This is a genomic window from Mesorhizobium sp. M0058 (assembly GCF_040323095.1).
Lineage (GTDB): Bacteria > Pseudomonadota > Alphaproteobacteria > Rhizobiales > Rhizobiaceae > Mesorhizobium.
This window is the reverse complement of record NZ_JAMYUQ010000001.1, coordinates 14,406-33,900: the sequence shown is the minus strand read 5'-3', so window position 1 is coordinate 33,900 and position 19,495 is coordinate 14,406. Positions and strand designations below refer to the sequence as shown.

At 58.9% G+C, this 19,495-nt stretch carries 27 protein-coding genes; 13 read left to right on the top strand and 14 right to left on the bottom strand.

The annotated features are described in order from the left end of the window. Positions 1–45: 45 nt before the first annotated feature. Positions 46–1,185: a pyocin knob domain-containing protein gene (locus tag NKJ75_RS00180; RefSeq protein ID WP_156932553.1), complete on the top strand. Its 1,140-nt coding sequence runs from the start codon at positions 46–48 to the stop codon at positions 1,183–1,185. Here the strand turns inward: NKJ75_RS00180 and NKJ75_RS00175 are convergent. Then, the gene (locus tag NKJ75_RS00175) at positions 1,182–2,144 is read right to left on the bottom strand and encodes a glycosyltransferase family 8 protein (protein WP_352498999.1); all 963 of its coding nucleotides are present in this window, start codon (positions 2,142–2,144) and stop codon (positions 1,182–1,184) included. The two genes, NKJ75_RS00180 and NKJ75_RS00175, sit on opposite strands and share 4 nt — an antisense overlap. Positions 2,145–2,383: 239 nt before the next feature. Between NKJ75_RS00175 and NKJ75_RS00170 the strand changes: the two genes are divergently transcribed. Continuing rightward, positions 2,384–2,746: a hypothetical protein gene (locus NKJ75_RS00170; RefSeq protein WP_352498998.1), complete on the top strand. Its 363-nt coding sequence runs from the start codon at positions 2,384–2,386 to the stop codon at positions 2,744–2,746. Here NKJ75_RS00170 and NKJ75_RS00165 read toward each other — a convergent pair. Then, complete coding sequence (locus NKJ75_RS00165; RefSeq protein ID WP_023707605.1) at positions 2,730–3,515, bottom strand: hypothetical protein; 786 nt, start codon at positions 3,513–3,515, stop codon at positions 2,730–2,732. The genes NKJ75_RS00170 and NKJ75_RS00165 overlap by 17 nt on opposite strands. Positions 3,516–3,590: 75 nt before the next feature. Further along, the gene (locus NKJ75_RS00160) at positions 3,591–4,184 is read right to left on the bottom strand and encodes a CatB-related O-acetyltransferase (RefSeq protein ID WP_023691813.1); all 594 of its coding nucleotides are present in this window, start codon (positions 4,182–4,184) and stop codon (positions 3,591–3,593) included. An 84-nt stretch (positions 4,185–4,268) separates the two neighbouring features. Between NKJ75_RS00160 and NKJ75_RS00155 the strand changes: the two genes are divergently transcribed. Genes NKJ75_RS00155 through NKJ75_RS00135 form a run of 5 tightly spaced genes read left to right on the top strand, consistent with a single transcriptional unit; the run spans position 4,269 to position 5,960 of the window. After that, complete coding sequence (locus NKJ75_RS00155) at positions 4,269–4,904, top strand: glycoside hydrolase family 108 protein (protein ID WP_352498997.1); 636 nt, start codon at positions 4,269–4,271, stop codon at positions 4,902–4,904. Positions 4,905–4,906: 2 nt separating this feature from the next. Next, positions 4,907–5,131, top strand: a complete 225-nt coding sequence (locus NKJ75_RS00150) for a hypothetical protein (RefSeq protein ID WP_031195962.1) — start codon at positions 4,907–4,909, stop codon at positions 5,129–5,131. 1 nt (position 5,132) lies between these two features. After that, entirely contained in the window at positions 5,133–5,390 is a 258-nt protein-coding gene (locus NKJ75_RS00145) for a hypothetical protein (protein ID WP_023691816.1), read from the top strand. Then, a complete protein-coding gene (locus NKJ75_RS00140; RefSeq protein WP_023691817.1) occupies positions 5,369–5,557 on the top strand; it encodes a hypothetical protein in 189 nt (62 codons plus the stop codon). The genes NKJ75_RS00145 and NKJ75_RS00140 overlap by 22 nt, the downstream gene beginning before the upstream one ends. Position 5,558: 1 nt before the next feature. After that, positions 5,559–5,960, top strand: coding sequence for a DUF1515 family protein (locus tag NKJ75_RS00135; protein ID WP_023707603.1), 402 nt, complete (start codon positions 5,559–5,561; stop codon positions 5,958–5,960). Positions 5,961–6,150: 190 nt separating this feature from the next. On the opposite strand, the gene NKJ75_RS00130 is transcribed toward NKJ75_RS00135, so the two are convergent. Both NKJ75_RS00130 and NKJ75_RS00125 read right to left on the bottom strand, forming a co-directional pair. Further along, complete coding sequence (locus tag NKJ75_RS00130) at positions 6,151–6,390, bottom strand: hypothetical protein (RefSeq protein WP_352498996.1); 240 nt, start codon at positions 6,388–6,390, stop codon at positions 6,151–6,153. A gap of 90 nt (positions 6,391–6,480) precedes the next feature. Next, positions 6,481–6,831, bottom strand: a complete 351-nt coding sequence (locus NKJ75_RS00125; RefSeq protein ID WP_023820523.1) for a sunset domain-containing protein — start codon at positions 6,829–6,831, stop codon at positions 6,481–6,483. 162 nt (positions 6,832–6,993) lie between these two features. On the opposite strand from NKJ75_RS00125, the gene NKJ75_RS00120 reads away from it, so the two are divergent. Beyond that, entirely contained in the window at positions 6,994–8,691 is a 1,698-nt protein-coding gene (locus NKJ75_RS00120) for a DNA methyltransferase (RefSeq protein WP_352498995.1), read from the top strand. Positions 8,692–9,086: 395 nt separating this feature from the next. Here NKJ75_RS00120 and NKJ75_RS00115 read toward each other — a convergent pair whose 3' ends face one another. Both NKJ75_RS00115 and NKJ75_RS00110 read right to left on the bottom strand, forming a co-directional pair. Beyond that, the gene (locus NKJ75_RS00115) at positions 9,087–9,290 is read right to left on the bottom strand and encodes a hypothetical protein (RefSeq protein ID WP_023820521.1); all 204 of its coding nucleotides are present in this window, start codon (positions 9,288–9,290) and stop codon (positions 9,087–9,089) included. 229 nt (positions 9,291–9,519) lie between these two features. Beyond that, the gene (locus tag NKJ75_RS00110) at positions 9,520–9,711 is read right to left on the bottom strand and encodes a hypothetical protein (protein ID WP_023807180.1); all 192 of its coding nucleotides are present in this window, start codon (positions 9,709–9,711) and stop codon (positions 9,520–9,522) included. A gap of 181 nt (positions 9,712–9,892) precedes the next feature. Between NKJ75_RS00110 and NKJ75_RS00105 the strand changes: the two genes are divergently transcribed. Both NKJ75_RS00105 and NKJ75_RS00100 read left to right on the top strand, forming a co-directional pair. Further along, positions 9,893–10,102 (top strand): hypothetical protein, encoded by a 210-nt coding sequence (locus NKJ75_RS00105; protein WP_352498994.1) that lies wholly within the window; start codon positions 9,893–9,895, stop codon positions 10,100–10,102. Between the two features lie 465 nt (positions 10,103–10,567). Next, a complete protein-coding gene (locus NKJ75_RS00100) occupies positions 10,568–10,777 on the top strand; it encodes a hypothetical protein (protein ID WP_352498993.1) in 210 nt (69 codons plus the stop codon). A gap of 57 nt (positions 10,778–10,834) precedes the next feature. On the opposite strand, the gene NKJ75_RS00095 is transcribed toward NKJ75_RS00100, so the two are convergent. Further along, positions 10,835–11,125, bottom strand: coding sequence for a hypothetical protein (locus tag NKJ75_RS00095; RefSeq protein ID WP_352498992.1), 291 nt, complete (start codon positions 11,123–11,125; stop codon positions 10,835–10,837). A 404-nt stretch (positions 11,126–11,529) separates the two neighbouring features. Here NKJ75_RS00095 and NKJ75_RS00090 point away from each other — a divergent pair, with 404 nt between their 5' ends. Then, positions 11,530–12,045: a GNAT family N-acetyltransferase gene (locus tag NKJ75_RS00090; protein WP_023820516.1), complete on the top strand. Its 516-nt coding sequence runs from the start codon at positions 11,530–11,532 to the stop codon at positions 12,043–12,045. A 162-nt stretch (positions 12,046–12,207) separates the two neighbouring features. On the opposite strand, the gene NKJ75_RS00085 is transcribed toward NKJ75_RS00090, so the two are convergent. The 5 genes from NKJ75_RS00085 to NKJ75_RS00065 all read right to left on the bottom strand — a co-directional run bounded on the left by NKJ75_RS00085 (position 12,208) and on the right by NKJ75_RS00065 (position 15,162). After that, positions 12,208–12,354, bottom strand: a complete 147-nt coding sequence (locus tag NKJ75_RS00085; protein ID WP_023686592.1) for a hypothetical protein — start codon at positions 12,352–12,354, stop codon at positions 12,208–12,210. 77 nt (positions 12,355–12,431) lie between these two features. Next, complete coding sequence (locus NKJ75_RS00080; protein WP_023704219.1) at positions 12,432–12,686, bottom strand: GlsB/YeaQ/YmgE family stress response membrane protein; 255 nt, start codon at positions 12,684–12,686, stop codon at positions 12,432–12,434. A 105-nt stretch (positions 12,687–12,791) separates the two neighbouring features. Beyond that, on the bottom strand, positions 12,792–12,998 hold the full coding sequence (locus NKJ75_RS00075; RefSeq protein WP_023683046.1) for a hypothetical protein: 207 nt from the start codon (positions 12,996–12,998) through the stop codon (positions 12,792–12,794). Between the two features lie 80 nt (positions 12,999–13,078). Further along, entirely contained in the window at positions 13,079–13,699 is a 621-nt protein-coding gene (locus tag NKJ75_RS00070) for a ribonuclease D (protein WP_023835012.1), read from the bottom strand. Positions 13,700–13,776: 77 nt separating this feature from the next. After that, positions 13,777–15,162 (bottom strand): M20/M25/M40 family metallo-hydrolase, encoded by a 1,386-nt coding sequence (locus NKJ75_RS00065; protein ID WP_023835013.1) that lies wholly within the window; start codon positions 15,160–15,162, stop codon positions 13,777–13,779. A gap of 443 nt (positions 15,163–15,605) precedes the next feature. On the opposite strand from NKJ75_RS00065, the gene polA reads away from it, so the two are divergent. Both polA and NKJ75_RS00055 read left to right on the top strand, forming a co-directional pair. Continuing rightward, positions 15,606–18,533, top strand: a complete 2,928-nt coding sequence (polA, locus tag NKJ75_RS00060; protein WP_352499162.1) for a DNA polymerase I — start codon at positions 15,606–15,608, stop codon at positions 18,531–18,533. A gap of 7 nt (positions 18,534–18,540) precedes the next feature. After that, positions 18,541–19,029, top strand: a complete 489-nt coding sequence (locus tag NKJ75_RS00055; protein WP_023691986.1) for a macro domain-containing protein — start codon at positions 18,541–18,543, stop codon at positions 19,027–19,029. Between the two features lie 8 nt (positions 19,030–19,037). On the opposite strand, the gene NKJ75_RS00050 is transcribed toward NKJ75_RS00055, so the two are convergent. After that, positions 19,038–19,442: a Fur family transcriptional regulator gene (locus NKJ75_RS00050; RefSeq protein WP_023669789.1), complete on the bottom strand. Its 405-nt coding sequence runs from the start codon at positions 19,440–19,442 to the stop codon at positions 19,038–19,040. Between the last annotated feature and the right edge of the window lie 53 nt (positions 19,443–19,495).

Genomic DNA, 19,495 nt, shown 5'->3' with positions numbered 1-19,495 from the left:
GCGCGGAACATAGATCAATCCCCCAAAAAGCAAAAGGTGCTGCCAATGCCTATGAATGGAGCCGGCGTCACGTCATGGCCGCCGAACACAACGGCGATCCCGAACACAACGATCGAGAGCGGGAAATATAACGCCTTCTTGGCCGATCTCCTGTCGATCATGAACACGCCGCGCCCGATCACGATGGGCGGCACGGGCGCGAGCACGGCGGTTGGTGGCAATGATGCTCTGCATACGACCAGCAGTGTCATCGCATCAGCCGCAACGACTGATCTGGCCGCAGCAACCGGTGTCTCCGTCACGGTGTCGGGCGCGGCTGCGATCACCGCTTTCGGCGTGCTGCCCAGCGGCGTCTTGCGTTTCCTGACCTTCTCCGGAGCGGCGACGCTTACCCATAATGCCGCCACGCTCATCCTGCCGGGCGCCGCCAACATCGTTGCCGCCGCCGGTGATACCGCCGTGGCGCAGTCCCTGGGCGGTGGCAGCTGGCGTGTTCGATCCTACATGCGCGCCTCAGGCCAGCCGATCGCCGCAATCTCCGACGCCAACCTCCCCACGCGCCTGGGCGTGGTGGCCAAGACCATTGCCGATTGGAACACGGCGCTCGACAACGGCTGGTATATGGGCAGTGGGGCGGCCAACGCCCCTGCGGCAAACACCGGGTGGAACATCGGCACGGTCGAAGCCCACGGTGCTGCCGGATACAGGACGCAGACAGTCTATGACTTCACCACGGCAGCAGCAGCCAACACGACAATCTGGCGGCGCCACCAGAATGGCGGCGTCTGGGGTGCTTGGTACAAAATCCAGTGGTCTCAGGCCGAACAGGATGCGCGATACCTTCAGATCGCTGGCGCTAAATTCCAAACAGCCTATGAGAGCGCCCAGCAGCCCTACACACTAGGTGGACTCCTGACGCTTGCGCACGGTCTTGGTGTGAAGCCAAAACTGTATGCGATGTTTGCGCAATGCACCACAGTAGATAATGGCTGGGCTATCGGGGACGAAATTCCGCTCTTCATGAGCAACGGTGCCGGTAGCAAGGGGCATGGTATTTGGCCGGATGCTACGAACATCAACGTCAGGATCGGTAACACCGTTTTCGATTACATCAGCAAAGCCGGTGGTAGTGGTTTTGTGGCCACAGCCAGCAGTTGGAAAATTGTCGTGAGGGCATGGGCCTAGGCGAAGCCGCCGACAACCTCCGGAAAACTGATCGCCATTTCCCCAGCATCAGCTTGCGCTGAATATAAAGCATGCGTCTTCCGTCCATCGTAGCGAGCGCGTCGCTGATAGTATTCTTTGCTCGATACCATGGCCGTCAGACCATCAAATCGGCGCTTGAACCTTTTGATGACACCTCGCTCAAATGGGATCAGTTGCTTGAAAGGTCCTGCCCAAGGCGTGTCCTTCGCCAGATCGCGCCAAACTTTGAGGGCTTCAAGTTCGACACCCACCTGATTGCCCCAAGGCTTGCCGCCGGCGAAATGGCGGGCATAGGCATGGGCGAACCGGAATTCCCTTGTGCCGAGTGATTGCAGATTCCAGTTCGGGTGCATTGTCTGCCACTTGCCCTCGAAGACGATGTTCAGCGCGTTCTGATCGTTCAGTTTTCCGAGAACGGCCGTCTTGCGGGTTAGCCCCAATAGGTCGTCAGCCCGAATCGAGTTCATGTCCATGACGACGACGCCGGAATTGAAGTATGGCGCGCCGGGCTGCAGGCCCAGCTTTTCGCGATATGATGGCCGGAAATACATGTAATCGTCATGAGCGGCGAGTAGTGGGGCGCGCAATTGCTGCCCAACCAGATCGTTGATGTCGCGGTTGAAAAGGACGTCGGAATCTGAATATGCGATGCGATCGTAGCCCGTGAAAACAGGCAACCGATCGGAGAAGAGGCGAACGTAGGCTGCTATGCTGTGGCTTGCGGCCTCAAATCGAGCATTCGCGATGAAGGCGGCGACATCAACCAATTCGACGCGGCCGCTCAATATACGCTGGCCGATACCGAGATCCTCTTGGCGAACTCCGGTATAAAAAAGGTAGCCATCGATCGGCGTCGAAACGTCTGCGATCCGACGCGCTGCAAGGCAGGCGTACGGGAAATATTCCGCGTCAGCGGCCAAAAAGAAGCATGAGTTCATTCGGTCAAATCTGCCCGTCTAAATCGGTGCCGAGAAGGCATGCGCCTACCGCGTTTCCCCTCGCCTGATCTCAAAATCATCGTGGTGCGTCCAATAGTAAACGACAGCTGACATAGCGACGACGCCCAACGCAAAGCCGATCGCCAACCCCAAATAGAACATCTTCGCCTCATCGCAAAAAGAGCGTGCTTGGCCAACACATACATCAATCACAATTTCTGGGTAAGGGACCGGTAGATATGACCAAATTTTTCGTCGACGCCGATGGCGTCTATCTCGGCGGCTTCGACGGTGAAGGCGTCGTGCTGCCTGAAAATGGCATTGAGGTCTTGGAGGCCCCGGCAGATGCCCGCCAAGTCTGGGATGGCAAAGCGTGGAGCGCGCCGCCTGCTGAGCGTCGCATGGTGCCAAAATCGGTTGTGCAGGCTCGGATTATTGAGGCTGGCAAGATGTCGCAGGCCTATGCCGCCCTGGCGGGCAACCCAATCTATTTTGCCCGCTGGTTCGCGCCGGATCGGCCGGAAGTTTACAGCGACGATCCTGACGCAGTCGGACTAGTCCGTGCTCTTGGGCTTGATCCTGCGGTCATCCTCGCGCCTTGAGTTTTTGGCGAATGATATCCACCGGCGTCCGCCACATTCGATATCGGCCAGCTTCGACGATTTGCCGTGCAACGGGCTCGGCAGCGTATGCATCGAAGAAGCGATATACACGAGGTTCTGCGAACGCCTTCTTCCCTCGTGTATTATAGTCCCTGATCTTGAGCTTATGGGGGCTGATCGTCCGCCCCCCCAAGGACAAGGCTATGCCGATGCAGAACTGCTCCGCAGCGTCAATTTTCGATATCTGATGGACAGCAAGCATCGGTGGATACGCGTCCATCAGAGCGGGAAGATTGTCTCGATGCACTCCGAGAATGCCACTTTGCCACATAGGTTCGCGGCCCGTGATAACATGTTCGCCGATCCGAAGGCCTTCCCCTTCCAGCACAGGCGTCCATTTGTGGGGTTTCTCTAGGCGTCGCATCACTGAATGCTTAGGCGAAATGCTTTCGAAGCCAAGGGATAGAAATCCTGCTGGGTAGTGGTCTGAGTCCATGAAGATGAGGCGGTCGGTCATCCTCAGTAATTTGATCAGCGCCCGGGCCTTGATGCCAAAATGATATTGACCGCTGAAGGACCAAGCCTCTTTCTGCATGTCAGTCAGAAGCAACGTCTCCATGGGATAGTCGACAAACAATTCGGGCCTGTCCGTCGCAATAATGATCTTTGCTTCTGGACAATGATACAAAAGCTTGAGGGCGCTCAGCAACGCGCCGCGATGGTACAATTCGTTTCCGCCATACGCGATGTAACCGAAAACGTCCTTCATCACCACTCACCTCGGTGCAACCGTACGCCACCTCTTGTGAAACTGCGTCGCCTCACGCGCCTACGGCGCAGATTACTAGAGCTTCGGGGTCGACACTGACTTTATTCGAGTAGCGTGCTTTGCAATGAAAACCTCGATCGGACCGCTGAGAGTAGCTGCCTCGCTCTTGATCTTATCCTCGTCCCATAACCACCACTGTATTTCCAGCAATTGCGCAACGGTATCAGCAGGGAACCGACTGCGGATAACTTGTGCACGATTGCCGGCCACTATCGCATAGGGCTCGACAGACTTAGTGACGACGGAGCCGGCACCCACAACAGCGCCGTCGCCGACTGTCACGCCTGGCAATATGATGGCGCCGTGGCCAATCCAAACATCGTTGCCGATCGTGATGCCCCCAGGCTTCCCAGCGTTGGGTAAAGGCTCAGGCTGCTTCAGGACGCGGCTATAGATCGGGAATGAAGTGGCACTCTTCGTCTGGTGTTGGCCGGTGCACATGAACAGCACTTGGCCAGCAACAGAGCAGAAGCTACCCACATTTAGGGGCGCTTCATTAGTCGGGAAAAGCACCTTCCGCCAAGTGACGCCGTAGGTGTGGCGGCCGACGGACACATTATCGGGCAGTTTCGCGCGCGCGTCTTTGAACCACTTAGAAAATACTGACATTTAGACATCCCGCCCTGACCGCTAAAGAGCGGTTACCTTCTTTCAAATGCAACCTCAAGAGGCTTACACATGGACCGCAATTTCGTGCGGGCGCTCGCGCTCGTTCTCAAATCGGAAGGGCTCTGGTCGGACAATCCGGCCGATCCGGGCGGCGCCACCATGAAGGGCGTTACCATTGCCAATTTCCGCCGCTATGTGAAGGCGGATGCGACGAAGGACGATCTGCGCCATATCACCGATGCGCAGATCGCCACTGTTTATCGCCGCTTTTATTGGGATGCGGTCGCTGGCGCCGAACTACCCGATGGTGTCGATTATGCCACCTTTGACTTCGCGGTCAACAGCGGCCCGAGCCGAGCTGCGAAGTATCTGCAAGCCGTGGTCGGTGTGGCGCAGGACGGGCGCATAGGCCCTGCCACCATGGCCGCGCTAGGCAAGAAGTCACCCGGCGCGGTCATCGACGCTCTCTGCGACAATCGGCTGACCTTCCAGAAGGGGCTCAAGACATGGCCCACCTTCGGCAAGGGCTGGGCCTCTCGCGTCGAGAGCGTGCGCCGGGCGTCACGGTCGATGACGATACAGCCGGCGCCCGCGAAGCCCATCCCGGCTCCACAGCCACCCGTAGCGCCTCCTGCCGCTCCTGATCCGGCCTATGTCGAGCGCAATCCGTTTTGGGCGGGCCTGTTCGCTATCCTCAAAGCCCTCTTCGGAAGGAAATGACCATGAAGTGGTTCAACACCAACAGCTTCCACAACCTCCTGAACGTGCTGATCACCGTCGTTTGCGGTGGCGCGCTCGTCGGCTTCGACTGGACCATGTTCGGCCTCACCGATCGCACGGCATTGCAGATCAGCGGCGCGCTGGCTTTGCTCAAGCTGGTGATCAACGCCGTGCGCGATGGCCCGACCGGCATGGTTGCGCCTCCACCGCCGGCCGAGGAGAAGTGAGATGGCCGAACTCATCATCGCCGGCCTCGAAGGATTCTTTCTCAATCCCACCGTCATGGCCATTGGTGCCGGCGTTGTCCTTGCCATCGGTGCTTGGATCAAGGGCAGGCTTTCCGGAGCCAAGGCAGAGCAGGCCAAGCATGACGCCGAGCGGCTGGCGGCCCGCACCGAATCCGACAAGATCGACCAGGCCGTCGCCGGCATGAGTGACGCCGAAGTGCTGAAAGGACAGGCCAGATGGTCACGCCCAAAGTCCTAGCGCTTGTCGCCTTCATGGCGCTCGGCGCCTGTCAGCACGCGGGCGGTTCATTCTGCGATATCGAGGAGCCGAACCGCAACCCGGTCGAGGACATGACCGTTGTTGAGGCAAGAGACGCGCTCGCCCACAATCTCAAGGGCGAAAAGCTCTGCGGCTGGGAAGCCTGACATGGCAACATCGGCGACGAAGAGCCTAGAGATGATGGTAGGCGGCCTCGTCGCCGCTATGGAGGGCGTCCAGCGGGACGTAACCGAGATCCGGCGCGATATCAAAGACAGCGATGCCAGGGCCGCGCTCTCTTATGAGCAGTCTGAACAGCGCGCCGCTGCCAGCCGGTCGAAGATGTACGCGAAGACCGACGAGCTGGTGGAGCGGCTTGCCGAAACTGAAGGCGCGGTGAGATCCCTCAGCGAAGATATGACGGAGGTGAAAGCCGTCACTGCCGAGGTGACCAGATGGAAGCTGATGGGCCTAGGTGCCTTGGGCGTGACCGGTATGGCAGCGGCCGCCTTGGCCTCCCTGGTCACGGCCTACTGGTCAGATATTTGGCGGGTGATGCGTGGCGGCTAATGCCAATTACAATGTCCTGTACGGAACTGCGCACGGGTATGTGGGTCCGAGACAGGCTGGTGCTTAAAATTGTTTGGAACAAGAGCCGCATCTGCGGGTTTATGTCGTGCAGCGGCTTTCTCAGGAATATGGCCGCTCTATTCAAGGTGCAGAACCCGCCGCCATGGTCCCCCCTCAGCGGCGGGTTTCTCTATTCCGATAAGGGCGCTACCCAGCCAAGATCAGAGTAAGCTGCTATCGAGCGAATCCAACTTTGAGCGAATGCTGTTGATACGTCCACGATAGCGTCTGCTGTTGTTAGGTCGAGGGCAATATCCAAGCGACCTTCCGTTGTCTGAATGGAAAGAACTCCGAGAACGCCGTCTTTGGCCCGAACCGTGGCAACGCGAATTTCGGTCGGCACAAAGGGTGCCTTTTCCATACGTTTCATTTGGGTTGCTCGCCTCACGCTGGCGAGACAGTCGCGCAACCACGCTACGATTTCAAGCGCAGCGCTTGGCTACCCAGCCGTAGGGGAATGTTACACCTTAGCCTTCCGCCACCCCGCCCACCAAGCTTGCCATTGGGAGCAAAACCAGCGCTCGCCCTTGGCTGGGTTGACGACTGTTGTGTTGTAATAGCGCTGACCTGGCATGTGATAGATGCGCTCGCCTGTCTCGACGCTGATATTACCCTTGATGTTGCAGCCAACCGGCGCTCGGGACGCTGGGGAGTCGCCCTGCCGATGCACGGTCGGCAGAGGATGCAGTTCGGCTTGTGGCATGAAGTAGCTGGCTCCGGCAACGCCACAAAGCAAAACCGGGATTAGCGCCCGCTGATCTAACAGCGAACGCCGACGCCGCCTTACAAGCTTCTGCCTTTGGAGGCCCATAACCCTCTCTCCAACGAGAGAATGCGTCGAACACTTTGGGGAGTCCAGAGCGCTGTCAAGTCGCGCCGCCCTATAGGCGCGCACTCTAGCCATTCGTTAATAATTCCTGAATTTTCGAAGATTTAACTACAACCTGCAACTCTGTTGTCGGGGACAGAAGCTATGAACAAGCTATTCTTCGGTGACAACCTTGACGTTCTGCGAAGGCAGGTCAAAGACGAGAGCGTTGATCTTGTCTATCTAGACCCTCCTTTCAATTCGAATGCCAACTACAATGTCCTATTCAAAGAGGGCGCCGGCATACCATCCGAGGCGCAAGCAGAGGCGTTTCGCGATACCTGGTCGTGGGGAGAATCTGCGGCCATAGCATTTGATGATGTCATGCGCGAAGGGGATGACTTGGCGCTTGTCCTTCGGGCCTTCCGCGCTTGGCTTGGCGACAATTCGATGATGGCCTACCTCGCTATGATGGCCGTCCGTTTGATTGAATTACACCGCACACTGAAACCGACTGGGTCGCTCTATCTTCACTGTGACTCAACGGCCAGTCACTACCTAAAAATGCTGTTAGACACCATTTTCGGGCCAAGGAATTATCGGAACGAAATCATCTGGAAGCGGACCACGGCCCATAGCGATACAAAATCTGGCTTTAGCCGCGTTACGGATACGATCTTCTTTTATGCAAAATCGGACAAAGCGACATGGAATACCCAATACGGCGAGCACTCGGAATCTTACAAAGCGAGCCACTATCGCCACGTTGACGCACAACGGAGGCATTACCGTCATGACAACATTATTCGATCCCAGAGTATGGGGCCGAGACCGAACTTGGTATACGAATACAACGGATTTACGCCGCCTCACGGCTGGAGGGTCGTTCGTGAGAAACTTGCCGAAATAGACCGGGCGAATCGTATTTACTGGTCTCGCAATGGTGTGCCGTATCTCATTCGCTACCTAGATGAGCAGAAGGGCGAGATTGTCGACAATCTCTGGACTGATATCTTCCCGGTGAATTCACAGGCGCGTGAAAGGCTCGGATATCCAACCCAAAAGCCTCTCGCTCTGCTTGAACGAATTTTGAATGCCTCATCGAATCCCGGCGACATCGTGCTCGACCCATTTTGCGGCTGCGGCACAAGCGTTGAAGCGGCAGAGCGACTCAATCGGAAGTGGATCGGAATTGACGTGACCCACTATGCCATAACGTTGATCGAACGCCGCTTAAGAAAAATAGAGAACGTCCAAAAATTCGAAGTAAGCGGAAGGCCGACCGATCTTGCTGGCGCACGTGATCTCGCGCGGCGCGACAAACACCAATTTCAATGGTGGGCTTCTTGGCTGCTTGGTGCGCAGACCTATGAATCAAAGAAGGGAGCCGATAGGGGCATTGATGGAAACATCTATTTTGCAAACGGCCCGTACGGATTCGGGCGAATAATTGTCTCTGTGAAGGGCGGAGAACACCTCGGGCCAGCCATGGTTCGGGAATTGAGCGGCGTTGTCCAAAGGGAAGAGGACGCCAATATGGGCATTCTGGTCACTCTTGCAGAGCCAACTAAGGCAATGCTTTCAGATGCTGCCGGCGCAGGGTTTGTGGAACGGTCTGCGCACGGCAGACTGCCCCGCGTACAGATCGTGACCGTCGGTGATTTGCTGGATGGGCGCTACCCGGCAATGCCCCCGTTGCCGCCGCCAGCCGTAACAAAAATCCGGACAAGGGCTGCGCGAGACCGTGACCAACTTGAACTTCTCTTGCCCTTTGATGTTGACGGGCTAAAGATTCCGAGTGGCGCAATTCTCGACCCGAGGTACCTGGCCCTCAATAGTGAAACGTCTAGGCGTTCTTCTTAGGCTTGGCGCGCAACACTCGTTCGGAGGCTTACTCTGACCTGCCAGATTATGGGCTTACCCAGTCCTTCCGTTGACACCAGCAGGTGATTGGCCATTTCAGGGGTGACAGCTACATAATACCGGATCGATCTATCGCGTCGGAAAGTTAATGACTTGTCCTAGCGCATCTCCGCGGGCATCGATCTCTCGGGTCCGGAAGCAGGCGCGGGCCATCCCATCACAAAGCCCGCTGGCCTGACGCGCTCGGATCTGATGCGTTCCTGGTGGGAGTGAGCACTCTCACTCCGTACGGAGGCGAGTTCCTCCCGAAGATGATGCATGTGCGCTCTTTCTTCCACCAGCCATGATCGGAGCGACCGTGCCATTTCGATACAAGTTGCTGATTCCAAGACGACCTAGCCATTCCCCAACGGCTGGGAAGAATCCGGTTCCTGACAGCGTTCCCTTCGTTCTTTAAGGAACAGCTTGGTGTGCTCGTCCCACTCAAGAGGCGTTGTGCCGCGCTCTTGAACGAACTTTCCAAACTCCTTGCGCAGGTCGGCAAGGTCCAAAGCCCAAAGATGCTCACTGCTACCGGGGTTCGACATCACCTTCACCAATTCCGTCCGTTCTCCCGGAATAAGGTTGGCTTCGCGGTAGAGCCTTCAAGATGGCATTGCGAGATAATTTGCTGGCTTGCTAATATGCCTATATCTTAAGCAGCGCGGGGGACATCATATCTTCCCGCAGCGGCCGGTGCGGTTAAGCCCCCACGAGCATGCCCAACTGCACCGGCCATTTCCCTACGGATGGGTAGGGTGGTTCGCGCTCGGCGATCTTCTTCAAGAGCTACAGGCGAACGAACTTGTCGAGATGCAGGCGTATCCGCTGGCCCTCCGCAAAGGACAGCGCGAACGATTCAAGCTCGAATGTTCGGGTAATTTCCTGATCATTCTCGACCACGCGAACCAACCATTCACCGCAGGTTTCTGTCACTTCGACGCAAGGCACGGCCTTGCGGAAAGGAACCACGTTATCCATCACAGCCTCCCTACGAAAAGCAATGGCAACGTCGAGTTCTATAGCGCCGACGAAAGCGGGCTTTCAATAACAAATACGGTTTGGGATTAACAGTTTTTAAGCCAGAAGTGGTCAGCCGGTTGTATTTGAAGCCTGCTAACAATCGCCCTATCTGCCTTATCGCATAGCATCGGGAGGTGGCATGGCCGGAGTAACTACCGCCGCAGAGATGGCGAACGCTGTTGGGATTGACCCTGAGACGTTTCGCGAGGCTTTGCGCGATTCAGACTTCCCGTGGCACAATCCCCCTGACGACTGGACGGTGGAGATAGATGGCCGCCAGCATGAGGCAATGCGCACCGTGCTGCTGATGGTCCTCCTGAAGCGGAAAGCCCAAAGAAAATATGAGTAGGTTTGTCAACGACATTTCGCCTTGAAAGCTCGTGGCGTTATTCGCGCACGCTCATCTTGGCGCCGAGCACGGCGCCGAAGCGAAACCCGCTTCTCGACAAGGCTTAGCTTCATGCGTTCCATTTGAGCGTACGTTTTTTACGAAGCATTGCGGGTCGTTCGAACGGCCCTAAACTATCACGGCGGGGTCCCTCCCCGTAGTCGCCGGCGTGGGTTTCACTGTTGTCTCATCGGCAACATCGCGCCGGCCATTTAGGGCCTGAGAAGCATCACCTGATCCGACACGGTTTATCCAAGCCAACTCCGCCAACGGCGAGATCGAAGCCGAGGTCGACGAAGCCGCCGTCGAGCGCCCCCACGAATAGCCATTTTGCCGTACGAATCAGTACGGTCGTTTTTGATTGCAGAAAGGGTTTCGTTGGGCCTATAAAGATTGCGTTTACCATTGCCTTTTTGGGAGGAAGCGATGGTTGCAACGCCCATAAATATCGCTCAAGCGGCCACTGCGACTACGGCCACCTTGCTGAAGTGGCAGAAGTCCATGGAGGAACGCGCCACGTTTCGCCAGAACATGGATCAATCGCGCAGGGCGATCCAATCCTCACGCGAACTGCTGAAGCGCCTTCGTCAAGGTCATCGCGACGACAATAGCGTCGCGGATGCGCCAAAGGATTAGCCGCCAGGCAGACGGTGAGACCGAGATCCGGGAACGGATTGGGGCCACGTGCGGCACCTAATGTCGCGATGGTGATGGCCGATGGATGTGCTTGAATAGGAGATTGCCGATCTCCTGCAACGCTGCCATGTCTGGGTAAGCCGCCAGAACGGAGCCCTCACCGCCGACGCTGCCGAGCATGGGGATCAACACGAAGCTGTCATCCCGAAACTTGCTTACGGTGGTGATGGTGAAATCGTAATCGGGAAAGGCATCCTCAAGCAGGGCGCTGATCTCGGCGAGGAATTCCGGTGTCTCGAATTGTGCGCCGATCGGCGGCACCACAATCATGTCTTTGCATACTTGCATGTCGCGCCTCCCAAGCCGTCGCATCGTTGGCGGTCGTTCCGCCAAGGTCAAATCACGTCTTCTCCCTGCCGTAGGCCCGCGCCAGCAAAGTTATCCACACGTCGACAAGATGGTTAGAATTGTCGCGGTTCGGTTAAGACGTCGATCATGAGGCGTGGCGCATCGTGTCGTTGGGTCTCCATTTTGCTCTCCTGACCCGACGCCATAGCTCAAGCCCGTTGCCAATCGCGGCAACGGGCTTTTTTCGTCGTCATCTTCTGGCACAGAAACGGCACAGAAACATTTGAATGTTTTCGCTCCGTTCCCGCTCTGTTGGCACCGCATTGACATTGCATGGGTCACAGGTTGAATCCCTGTCACGCCCACCGGTATCGTGACCCCTGGGTGCGAGAGGAGGGCTTTAAATGGACATCGTCATTCGCGAACTGGTGGGGCTCGAAGAGATCGCGGCCATCTACCCGCTTTATCAGCAAACCGGATCCATGCCGGAGGACATGTTTCAGGAGCGCCTAACCGCCATGATCGCCCAAGGCAACTATCGCTGCATTGCCGCCTTCGTCGGTGAAAGAATGGTCGGCATGTCAGGCTTCTGGATAGGGGTGCAGCTATGGGCAGGAAAGTGGGCGGAGGCCGACCATGTGGTTGTCGACGCTGATATGCGCAGTGCTGGTATCGGCGCCAAACTGATGGGATGGATCGAGAAGGAAGCAGCGCGTGTCGGCTGCGACATCACCCGCATCTCAATGGTTCTCGGCAAAGAGCGCACACACAATTTCTACAGCCGCAACGGCTATGCCGATGATGCGCTCATTATGGTTAAGCCGCTGAGTGCGTGGGCCGAGGCAGAGTTCCCAGAATATGCTACGCACAAATTGGCGATGGCGCCTACCGGAGATGGAACCGGTAACACTTTGCAATAAAATCAATGACTTACCTTTAAGGGCGCGTTAAAGCAGGGTTTATGCACCCTTCTGAAATTCCTTAAGAATTTCTAAAATCCGCTGCCGCCAACTGGGTCCGAAAGCCGCATCCTCGCGGCCTGTCTGCCGCAAAAGGCAGAGGCCCTGGCTACCCCGAATATTTCAATTCTGCTGGATCGAAATGCCCTTGTCGTCGATCTTCAGTTCGACGCCCTTGGGCTTGGTCTGTTCGTGATAGACATATGCACCGAGCGCGATGACCACGACAACGAGCGCGCCGACAAGGAGATAGAGAGTGTTCTGTTTCACGGCGCGCTCCTTTGGCAGCAATTTCAGGAAAGCACAGGCTTTCTCCTGAGGAATTGCGTTGAATGAAACTTAGAGCGTCAAGCTCGCTTCAGAACCTTGACCAGCACCAGCAGGATGACGGCGCCGATCGTGGCGTTGATGATGGCAGCCAGAATGCCGCCGCCGATAGCGAAACCGAGCCTTGGAAATAGCCAGCCGGCGATCAGGGCGCCGATAATGCCGACGATGATGTTGCCGATGAGGCCGAAGCCGAAGCCCGAGACGATGAGGCCGGCGAGCCAGCCGGCAATGGCGCCGATTATGATGAAGATGAGAAGGCTTTCGATGCCCATGACGCGTTCCTCCAGGAAGAGAGGCTACGGAGCGGAAGGCCCCGAATCGGCCTCGATATCAACGACTTCAGGCTATGCGAAAGCAGTTGCACCCGCTAGCGGCGCTCATTGATCGTCGTCATCGTCGCTGGAGACTGGCCGCCAGCTGGTCGGGTCGACCTTTTTCTGGGTATCGCTGTCGGTGTAGACCCACCAGGCGCCGTCGCGATATTGCCCGACGGATTCGCTGACGACGCCGGCGCCGTCCTTCCACAGAACAGTGACCTTGGATCCATCCGTCGGGGCGGTCGCTATCGGTTTGCGGTCTGCCACGTCATCCCCCTCATTGAGTCGACAGAACGCCACGACGCGTGTCTGGTTGCAAGGCTGCCGGAAGCGTTATCTGAAGGCCATCAGCTGTGGGCAAAAATATCCTCTTCGTCCCAACCCATCAAATCGAGCTTGGCACGCGTCGGCAGGAAGCAGAAGCAGGCGTCGGCTTCCTTGGTGCGCCCGTCCCGCGCCAGGCGTCCAGCCAGGACCTCGCGCAGACGGTGCAGATAGAGAACGTCGGAAGCGGCATATTCGAGCTGTTCGGGCGACAGGGTCTCGGCCGCCCAGTCCGACGACTGCTGCGCCTTCGACAGGCCGACGCCAAGCAGTTCGAAGCAGATGTCCTTCAAGCCGTGCCGGTCGGTATAGGTGCGGGTCAGCCGCGAGGCGATCTTGGTGCAGAACACCGGCTCCGGCATGACGCCGAAGGCGTTGTAGAGCACGGCGAGGTCGAAACGGCCGTAGTGGAACAGTTTCGATATGCCGCGGTTGCGCAGCAGGCTGACGAGGTTCGGCGCTTTCTTCTGGCCGGGCGCGATCTGGATCACGTCGGCGGAGCCATCGCCGGGCGAAATCTGCACCACGCACAGCCGGTCGCGGTGCGGGTTCAAGCCCAGCGTCTCGGTATCGATGGCCACCGCGTCGACATTGTAGTGGGCGAGGTCGGGCAGATCGTTCTTGTGGAAGCGGATGTCGGCCATGGTTGTCTCCGGATCGCGGCGTAACTCGTCCTCGCCGCGATCCGCTGAAAAATCAACAAGAAAACTTCCCAGCCTCCTCAGCGCGTCAGCGCATCGAGAATGCGCGCCCAGGAGCGCTGGCCCTTGTGGAAGGAGGTCAGCTCGTATTTCTCGTTGGGCGAGTGGATGCGGTCGTCGTCGAGCCCGAACCCGACCAGCAGCGATTCCATGCCGAGATAGGTCTGAAAGTCGCCGACCACCGGAATGGAACCACCACCGCCCGTGGTCACAGCGGGCTTCGGCCATTCATCCGACAGCGCAGTCTTGGCCTTGGTCAGGAATGGCGAGTCGTAGGAAAGCTGAATTGCCGGCCCGCCGCCATGCGGGTGGAATTCGACCGAACAGTCCCCGGGAATGCGCGCCTCGACGAATTTCCGGAAAGCGGCGCGGATCTTCTCGGGGTCCTGCTTGTGGACGAGGCGGAAGGAGATTTTCGACGACGCTTCCGCCGCGATCACTGTCTTGAACCCCTTGCCGGTATAGCCGCCGATGATGCCGTTGAACTCGGCCGTCGGCCGCGCCCAGGTCAGTTCCATCACCGAGCGGCCTTTTTCGCCCGACGGGATCGAGAGGCCGATCGGTCCGAGGAAGGTTTCGGCGGTCTCGCCCAGAGTTTCCCATGATTTCAGGATCTGCGACGGCGTTTCCTCGACCCCGTCATAGAAGCCGGGAATGGTGATGTGGCCGTTCTCGTCATGGATGTCGGCGAGGATTTTCGCCAGGATGCGGATCGGGTTGGCGGCGGCGCCGCCATAGAGGCCCGAATGCAGGTCGCGATCGGCGGCCTTGACGGTGACCTCCTCGCCGACCATTCCGCGCAGCGAAACGCAGATCGACGGCGTCTCGCGGTCCCACATGCCGGTGTCGCAGACCAGCGCGAAATCGGCCTTGAGCTCATCGGCATTGGCCTCGAGGAACGGCTTGAGCGACGGCGAACCGGACTCCTCCTCGCCCTCGAACAGGATGGTGATGCGGCAGGGCAGATTGCCATGCACCTGCTTCCAGGCGCGGCAGGCCTCGACGAAGGTCATCAGCTGCCCCTTGTCGTCGGCCGAGCCACGGCCGGTGATTACCTTGTGACCGGGCTCGATCTCCTTGACCGCCGGCGCAAACGGGTCGTTCTCCCAAAGCTCGATCGGATCGACCGGCTGCACGTCGTAATGGCCGTAAAACAGCACATGCGGCGAGCCGGCGGGGCCTTCATGGTGCGCAACCACCATCGGGTGTCCCGGCGTGTCGCGCACCGAAGCGTCGAAGCCGATCAGCTTGAGGTCCGCCACCAGCCATTCGGCGGCCTTGCGGCAGTCGGCGGCATAGTCGGAATCGGTCGAGATCGACTTGATGCGAAGCAGGCCGAACAGGCGCTCCAGGCTATGGTCGAGATTTTTATCGAGACGGTCTAGGACGGAGGAAATAGTGGACATTACTGCGGGCCTTTCTTTTCGGTGCCGGGACCGTAAAGGCAGCGCATCAAAACGAAAAGCCCGCGATCGTTGGACCACGGACCGTAAACACTTGTCAGAAGGCAAAAAAGAACCGCCGTGGTGGAGGGGAACCACGGCGGTTTTTACTCGAAACGATGCGGCAGCCCGGAGAGGGGGGATAGGCTGCCGCAATTGTCCGGGATAGGCGGGGGACGGGCCTTGCTCCGGACTCGGCGAAAACTGCCGATGACCTTTATTTGTGTCTCGGATCGTGGCGTTTCAAGGGCACAAAAATTACACTTTTGTAACATAGCCGTGAGCGCCGAGGCAAACAGCAGCAGGGCCTATCGGCAGGCAGGCTCTGTCAGCATGTCGCCGCAACACCTGTTGGAAGCCCGCCTTTGCCATGGACCGCGCCGTCCCGGCGCGCTATCCCTGCCGGCATGAAAAAAGGCGACCATCTCTTCCTTATCGACGGCTCCGGCTACATCTTTCGCGCCTATCATGCGCTGCCGCCGCTGACCCGCAAATCCGATGGGCTGCCGGTCGGCGCGGTCTCCGGCTTCTGCAACATGTTGTGGAAGCTGATGCAGGACGCCCGCAACACCGATGTAGGCATCGTGCCGACGCATTTAGCGGTCATTTTCGATTATTCGTCGAAAACCTTCCGCAATGATCTTTACCCGGAATACAAGGCCAACCGCAACGCACCGCCCGAAGACCTGATCCCGCAATTCGGTCTGATCCGCCAGGCAACCGTGGCCTTCAACCTGCCTTGCATCGAGATCGAAGGCTACGAGGCCGACGACCTCATCGCCACTTATGCCAGGCTGGCGTGCGAGGCCGGCGGCGACACCACTATCATCTCCTCCGACAAGGATCTGATGCAGCTGGTCGGACCCACGGTCGGCATGTACGACCCGATGAAGGACCGCCAGATCGGCATCCCCGAAGTCATCGAGAAATGGGGCGTGCCGCCGGAAAAGATGATCGACCTGCAGGCGCTGACCGGCGACTCCGTCGACAATGTGCCGGGCGTACCCGGCATCGGGCCGAAAACGGCGGCGCAGCTTCTGGAACAGTTCGGCGACCTTGACGGGCTGCTCGCCCGGGCCAGCGAGATCAAGCAGGACAAGAGGCGCGAATCGATCATCGCCAATGCCGACAAGGCGCGCATATCGCGCCAGCTGGTGACGCTGAAGAACGACGTGCCGGTGACCGACGGGCTCGACGATTTCGTGCTGCATGCGCCGGATGGGCCGAAGCTGATCGGCTTTCTCAAAACCATGGAATTCACCTCGCTGACCCGCCGTGTGGCCGAGGCGACCAGCACCGAAGCCGGCGATGTGCAGGCTGTCGCCGTCACCGTCGAGCGCGCCGACACCGCGCACGGCCCCGATGTCGGTTCCGGCATAGCGGCGCCTGCGGCAACACAGGATGAAGCCAAAACCGAAACCGCCAGAGCCGGCGACGCCCCTTCGCTGCTTGCCGCACTTCGCCTGGAAACGGCCGCTGCGGCCAAAATCGATCCCGCCGCCTATGTCGCCATCCGCGACACGGCGACGCTCAAGACATGGCTGGCCCAAGCCAAGGAGACCGGCATCGTCGCCTTCGACACCGAAACCACGTCTTCCGATCCGATGCTGGCCGACCTCATCGGTTTCTCTCTGGCGATCGGCCCCGGCCGCGCCGCCTATGTGCCGCTCGCCCACAAGAGCGGCGCCGGCGACCTGCTCGGCGGCGGCACGCTGGAGAACCAGATTCCGATCCGCGAGGCGCTGGCGCTGCTGAAGCCGCTGCTGGAAGACAAATCGGTGCTCAAGATCGCCCAGGACGCCAAATACGACATCGTCGTCATGAGCCGCCACGGCATCGATATCGCACCCTTCGACGACACGATGTTGATTTCCTATGTGCTCGACGCCGGCACCGGCCACCACACTTTGTCCTCGCTCGCCGACAAATGGCTCGGCCATGCCACGACGCCGCTCAAGGATCTCGCCGGTTCCGGCAGAAGCTCGGTCGGCTTCGACCAGGTCGACATCGACCGGGCGACCGCCTACGCCGCCGGCCATGCCGACGTGGCGCTGCGGCTGTGGCAGGTGCTGAAGCCCCGACTTGCCGCCAAGGGCCTGGTCTCGGTCTATGAGCGGCTGGAGCGGCCGCTGGTGCCGGTGCTGGCGCGGATGGAGCAGCGCGGCATCTCGGTCGACCGCCAGATCCTGTCGCGGCTCTCCGGCGAGCTGGCGCAAGGCGCCGCACGCCTGGAAGAGGAAATCTACGGCCTTGTCGGCGAGCGCATCAACATCGGGTCGCCAAAGCAGCTGGGCGACATCCTGTTCGGCCGCATGGGCCTGCCCGGCGGCTCCAAGACCAAGACCGGGCAATGGTCGACTTCCGCGCAGCTTCTGGAGGATCTCGCCGCCGAAGGCCACGAACTGCCGCGCAAGATCGTCGACTGGCGCCAGCTGACCAAGCTGAAATCGACCTACACCGACGCGCTGCCGGGCTTCATCCATCCCGACACCAGGCGCGTCCACACCTCCTATGCGCTGGCCGCGACGACGACGGGCCGGCTTTCCTCATCCGATCCCAATCTGCAGAACATCCCGGTGCGCACCGCGGAGGGACGCAAGATCAGGACGGCCTTCATCGCCGACAAGGGCCAGAAACTGGTCTCGGCCGACTACAGCCAGATCGAACTGCGCGTGCTTGCCCACGTCGCCGAGATCCCGCAACTGAAGCAGGCCTTCGCCGATGGCGCCGACATCCACGCCATCACCGCCTCGGAAATGTTCAACGTGCCGGTCGAAGGCATGCCTTCCGAAGTGCGCCGCCGCGCCAAGGCAATCAATTTCGGCATCATCTACGGCATCTCGGCCTTTGGGCTGGCCAACCAGCTGTCGATCCCGCGCGAGGAGGCCGGCGCCTACATCAAGAAATACTTCGAGCGTTTCCCCGGCATCCGCGACTATATCGAGGCAACAAAAGCCTATGCCCGCGAGCATGGCTTCGTCGAAACCATCTTCGGCCGCCGCATCCACTATCCTGAGATCCGGTCGTCAAACCCGTCGATCCGTGCCTTCAACGAGCGCGCCTCGATCAACGCCAGGCTGCAAGGCACCGCTGCCGATATCATCCGCCGCGCCATGGTGCATATGGACGAGGCGCTGGAAAAGGCCGGCCTGTCCGCCCGCATGCTCTTGCAGGTGCATGACGAATTGATCTTCGAGACGGTTGAAGCGGAAGTCGAGGCGACGATCCCCGTGGTGCGCAGGGTGATGGAGAACGCGCCGATGCCGGCCATCTCGATGTCGGTGCCGCTGCATGTCGATGCCCGCGCAGCGAACAACTGGGACGAGGCGCATTGAAGGTGCGATGATTGTCTTTGTCACCGGAGACCTGCTGGCCGCCCAGGAAAGCTATATCGCTCAAGGCGTGGCAGAGGGCAATCAAGAGGGCCTTGGCACCGGACTTGCGCTGAAGATTTCGAAAAAGTGGCCGAATGTGCAGGCTGCGTTCAAGAAATATGCTCGGACCGGCAGGTTTATTGGGGGTCATATCTGGACATTGGAGCCAGACGGCAATCAGCCGGGCTTCATTTATCTGGCAACCCAGCCAGATATGTATCACGCCACGCTTCCCTATTTACGGAAAGCAGTTCGCGGGCTTGTGAAATGGGCCGACAAAAACCGGGTAGAATCCATCGCCTTGCCAAAAATCGGGTCTGGCCTTGGCAAATTATCTTGGCTCGACGAGGTGAAACCCCTGCTTATGGAGCAGCTAACACCTGGGCCTACGCGGTACGTCGTCTATGAGACATTCTTGAACGAATTCGAGAATAGCGCACCGCCTCGGCTCAAGTAGGAAGCAAGCTAAGCCGCCTCAGCCAGGCACTTGGCACACGTCCCGCGAAACTCGATCACCGCCTTCTTCGCAGCAAACCCGGTCGAGCGCACCCATTCGTCCAGCCGATGGTCGACGTCATGGTCGGACATCTCCATCACCTGCCCGCATGTGTCGCAGATAGCGAAGGCTGTCATCGAATGCGTATGGTCGTGCGGTTCGGCGCAGGCGACGAAGGAGTTGAGGCTTTCCAACCGGTGCACGAAGCCTGACTTCACCAGGCTGTCGAGTGCCCGGTAAACCTGTAGCGGCGCGCGGAAACCGCGCTCGCGCAGCTGGTCGAGAAGCGTATAGGCGCTGAGCGGTCCGCTGGCGGCCTCGAGCTTTTCGAGTACGCTCAGCTGATTCTTCGTCAGCACATCCCTTGCCGCCATGATCCCGTTTTCCGATCGTTTAGAGCATGATGCCGAAAAGTGTGGAGCGGTTC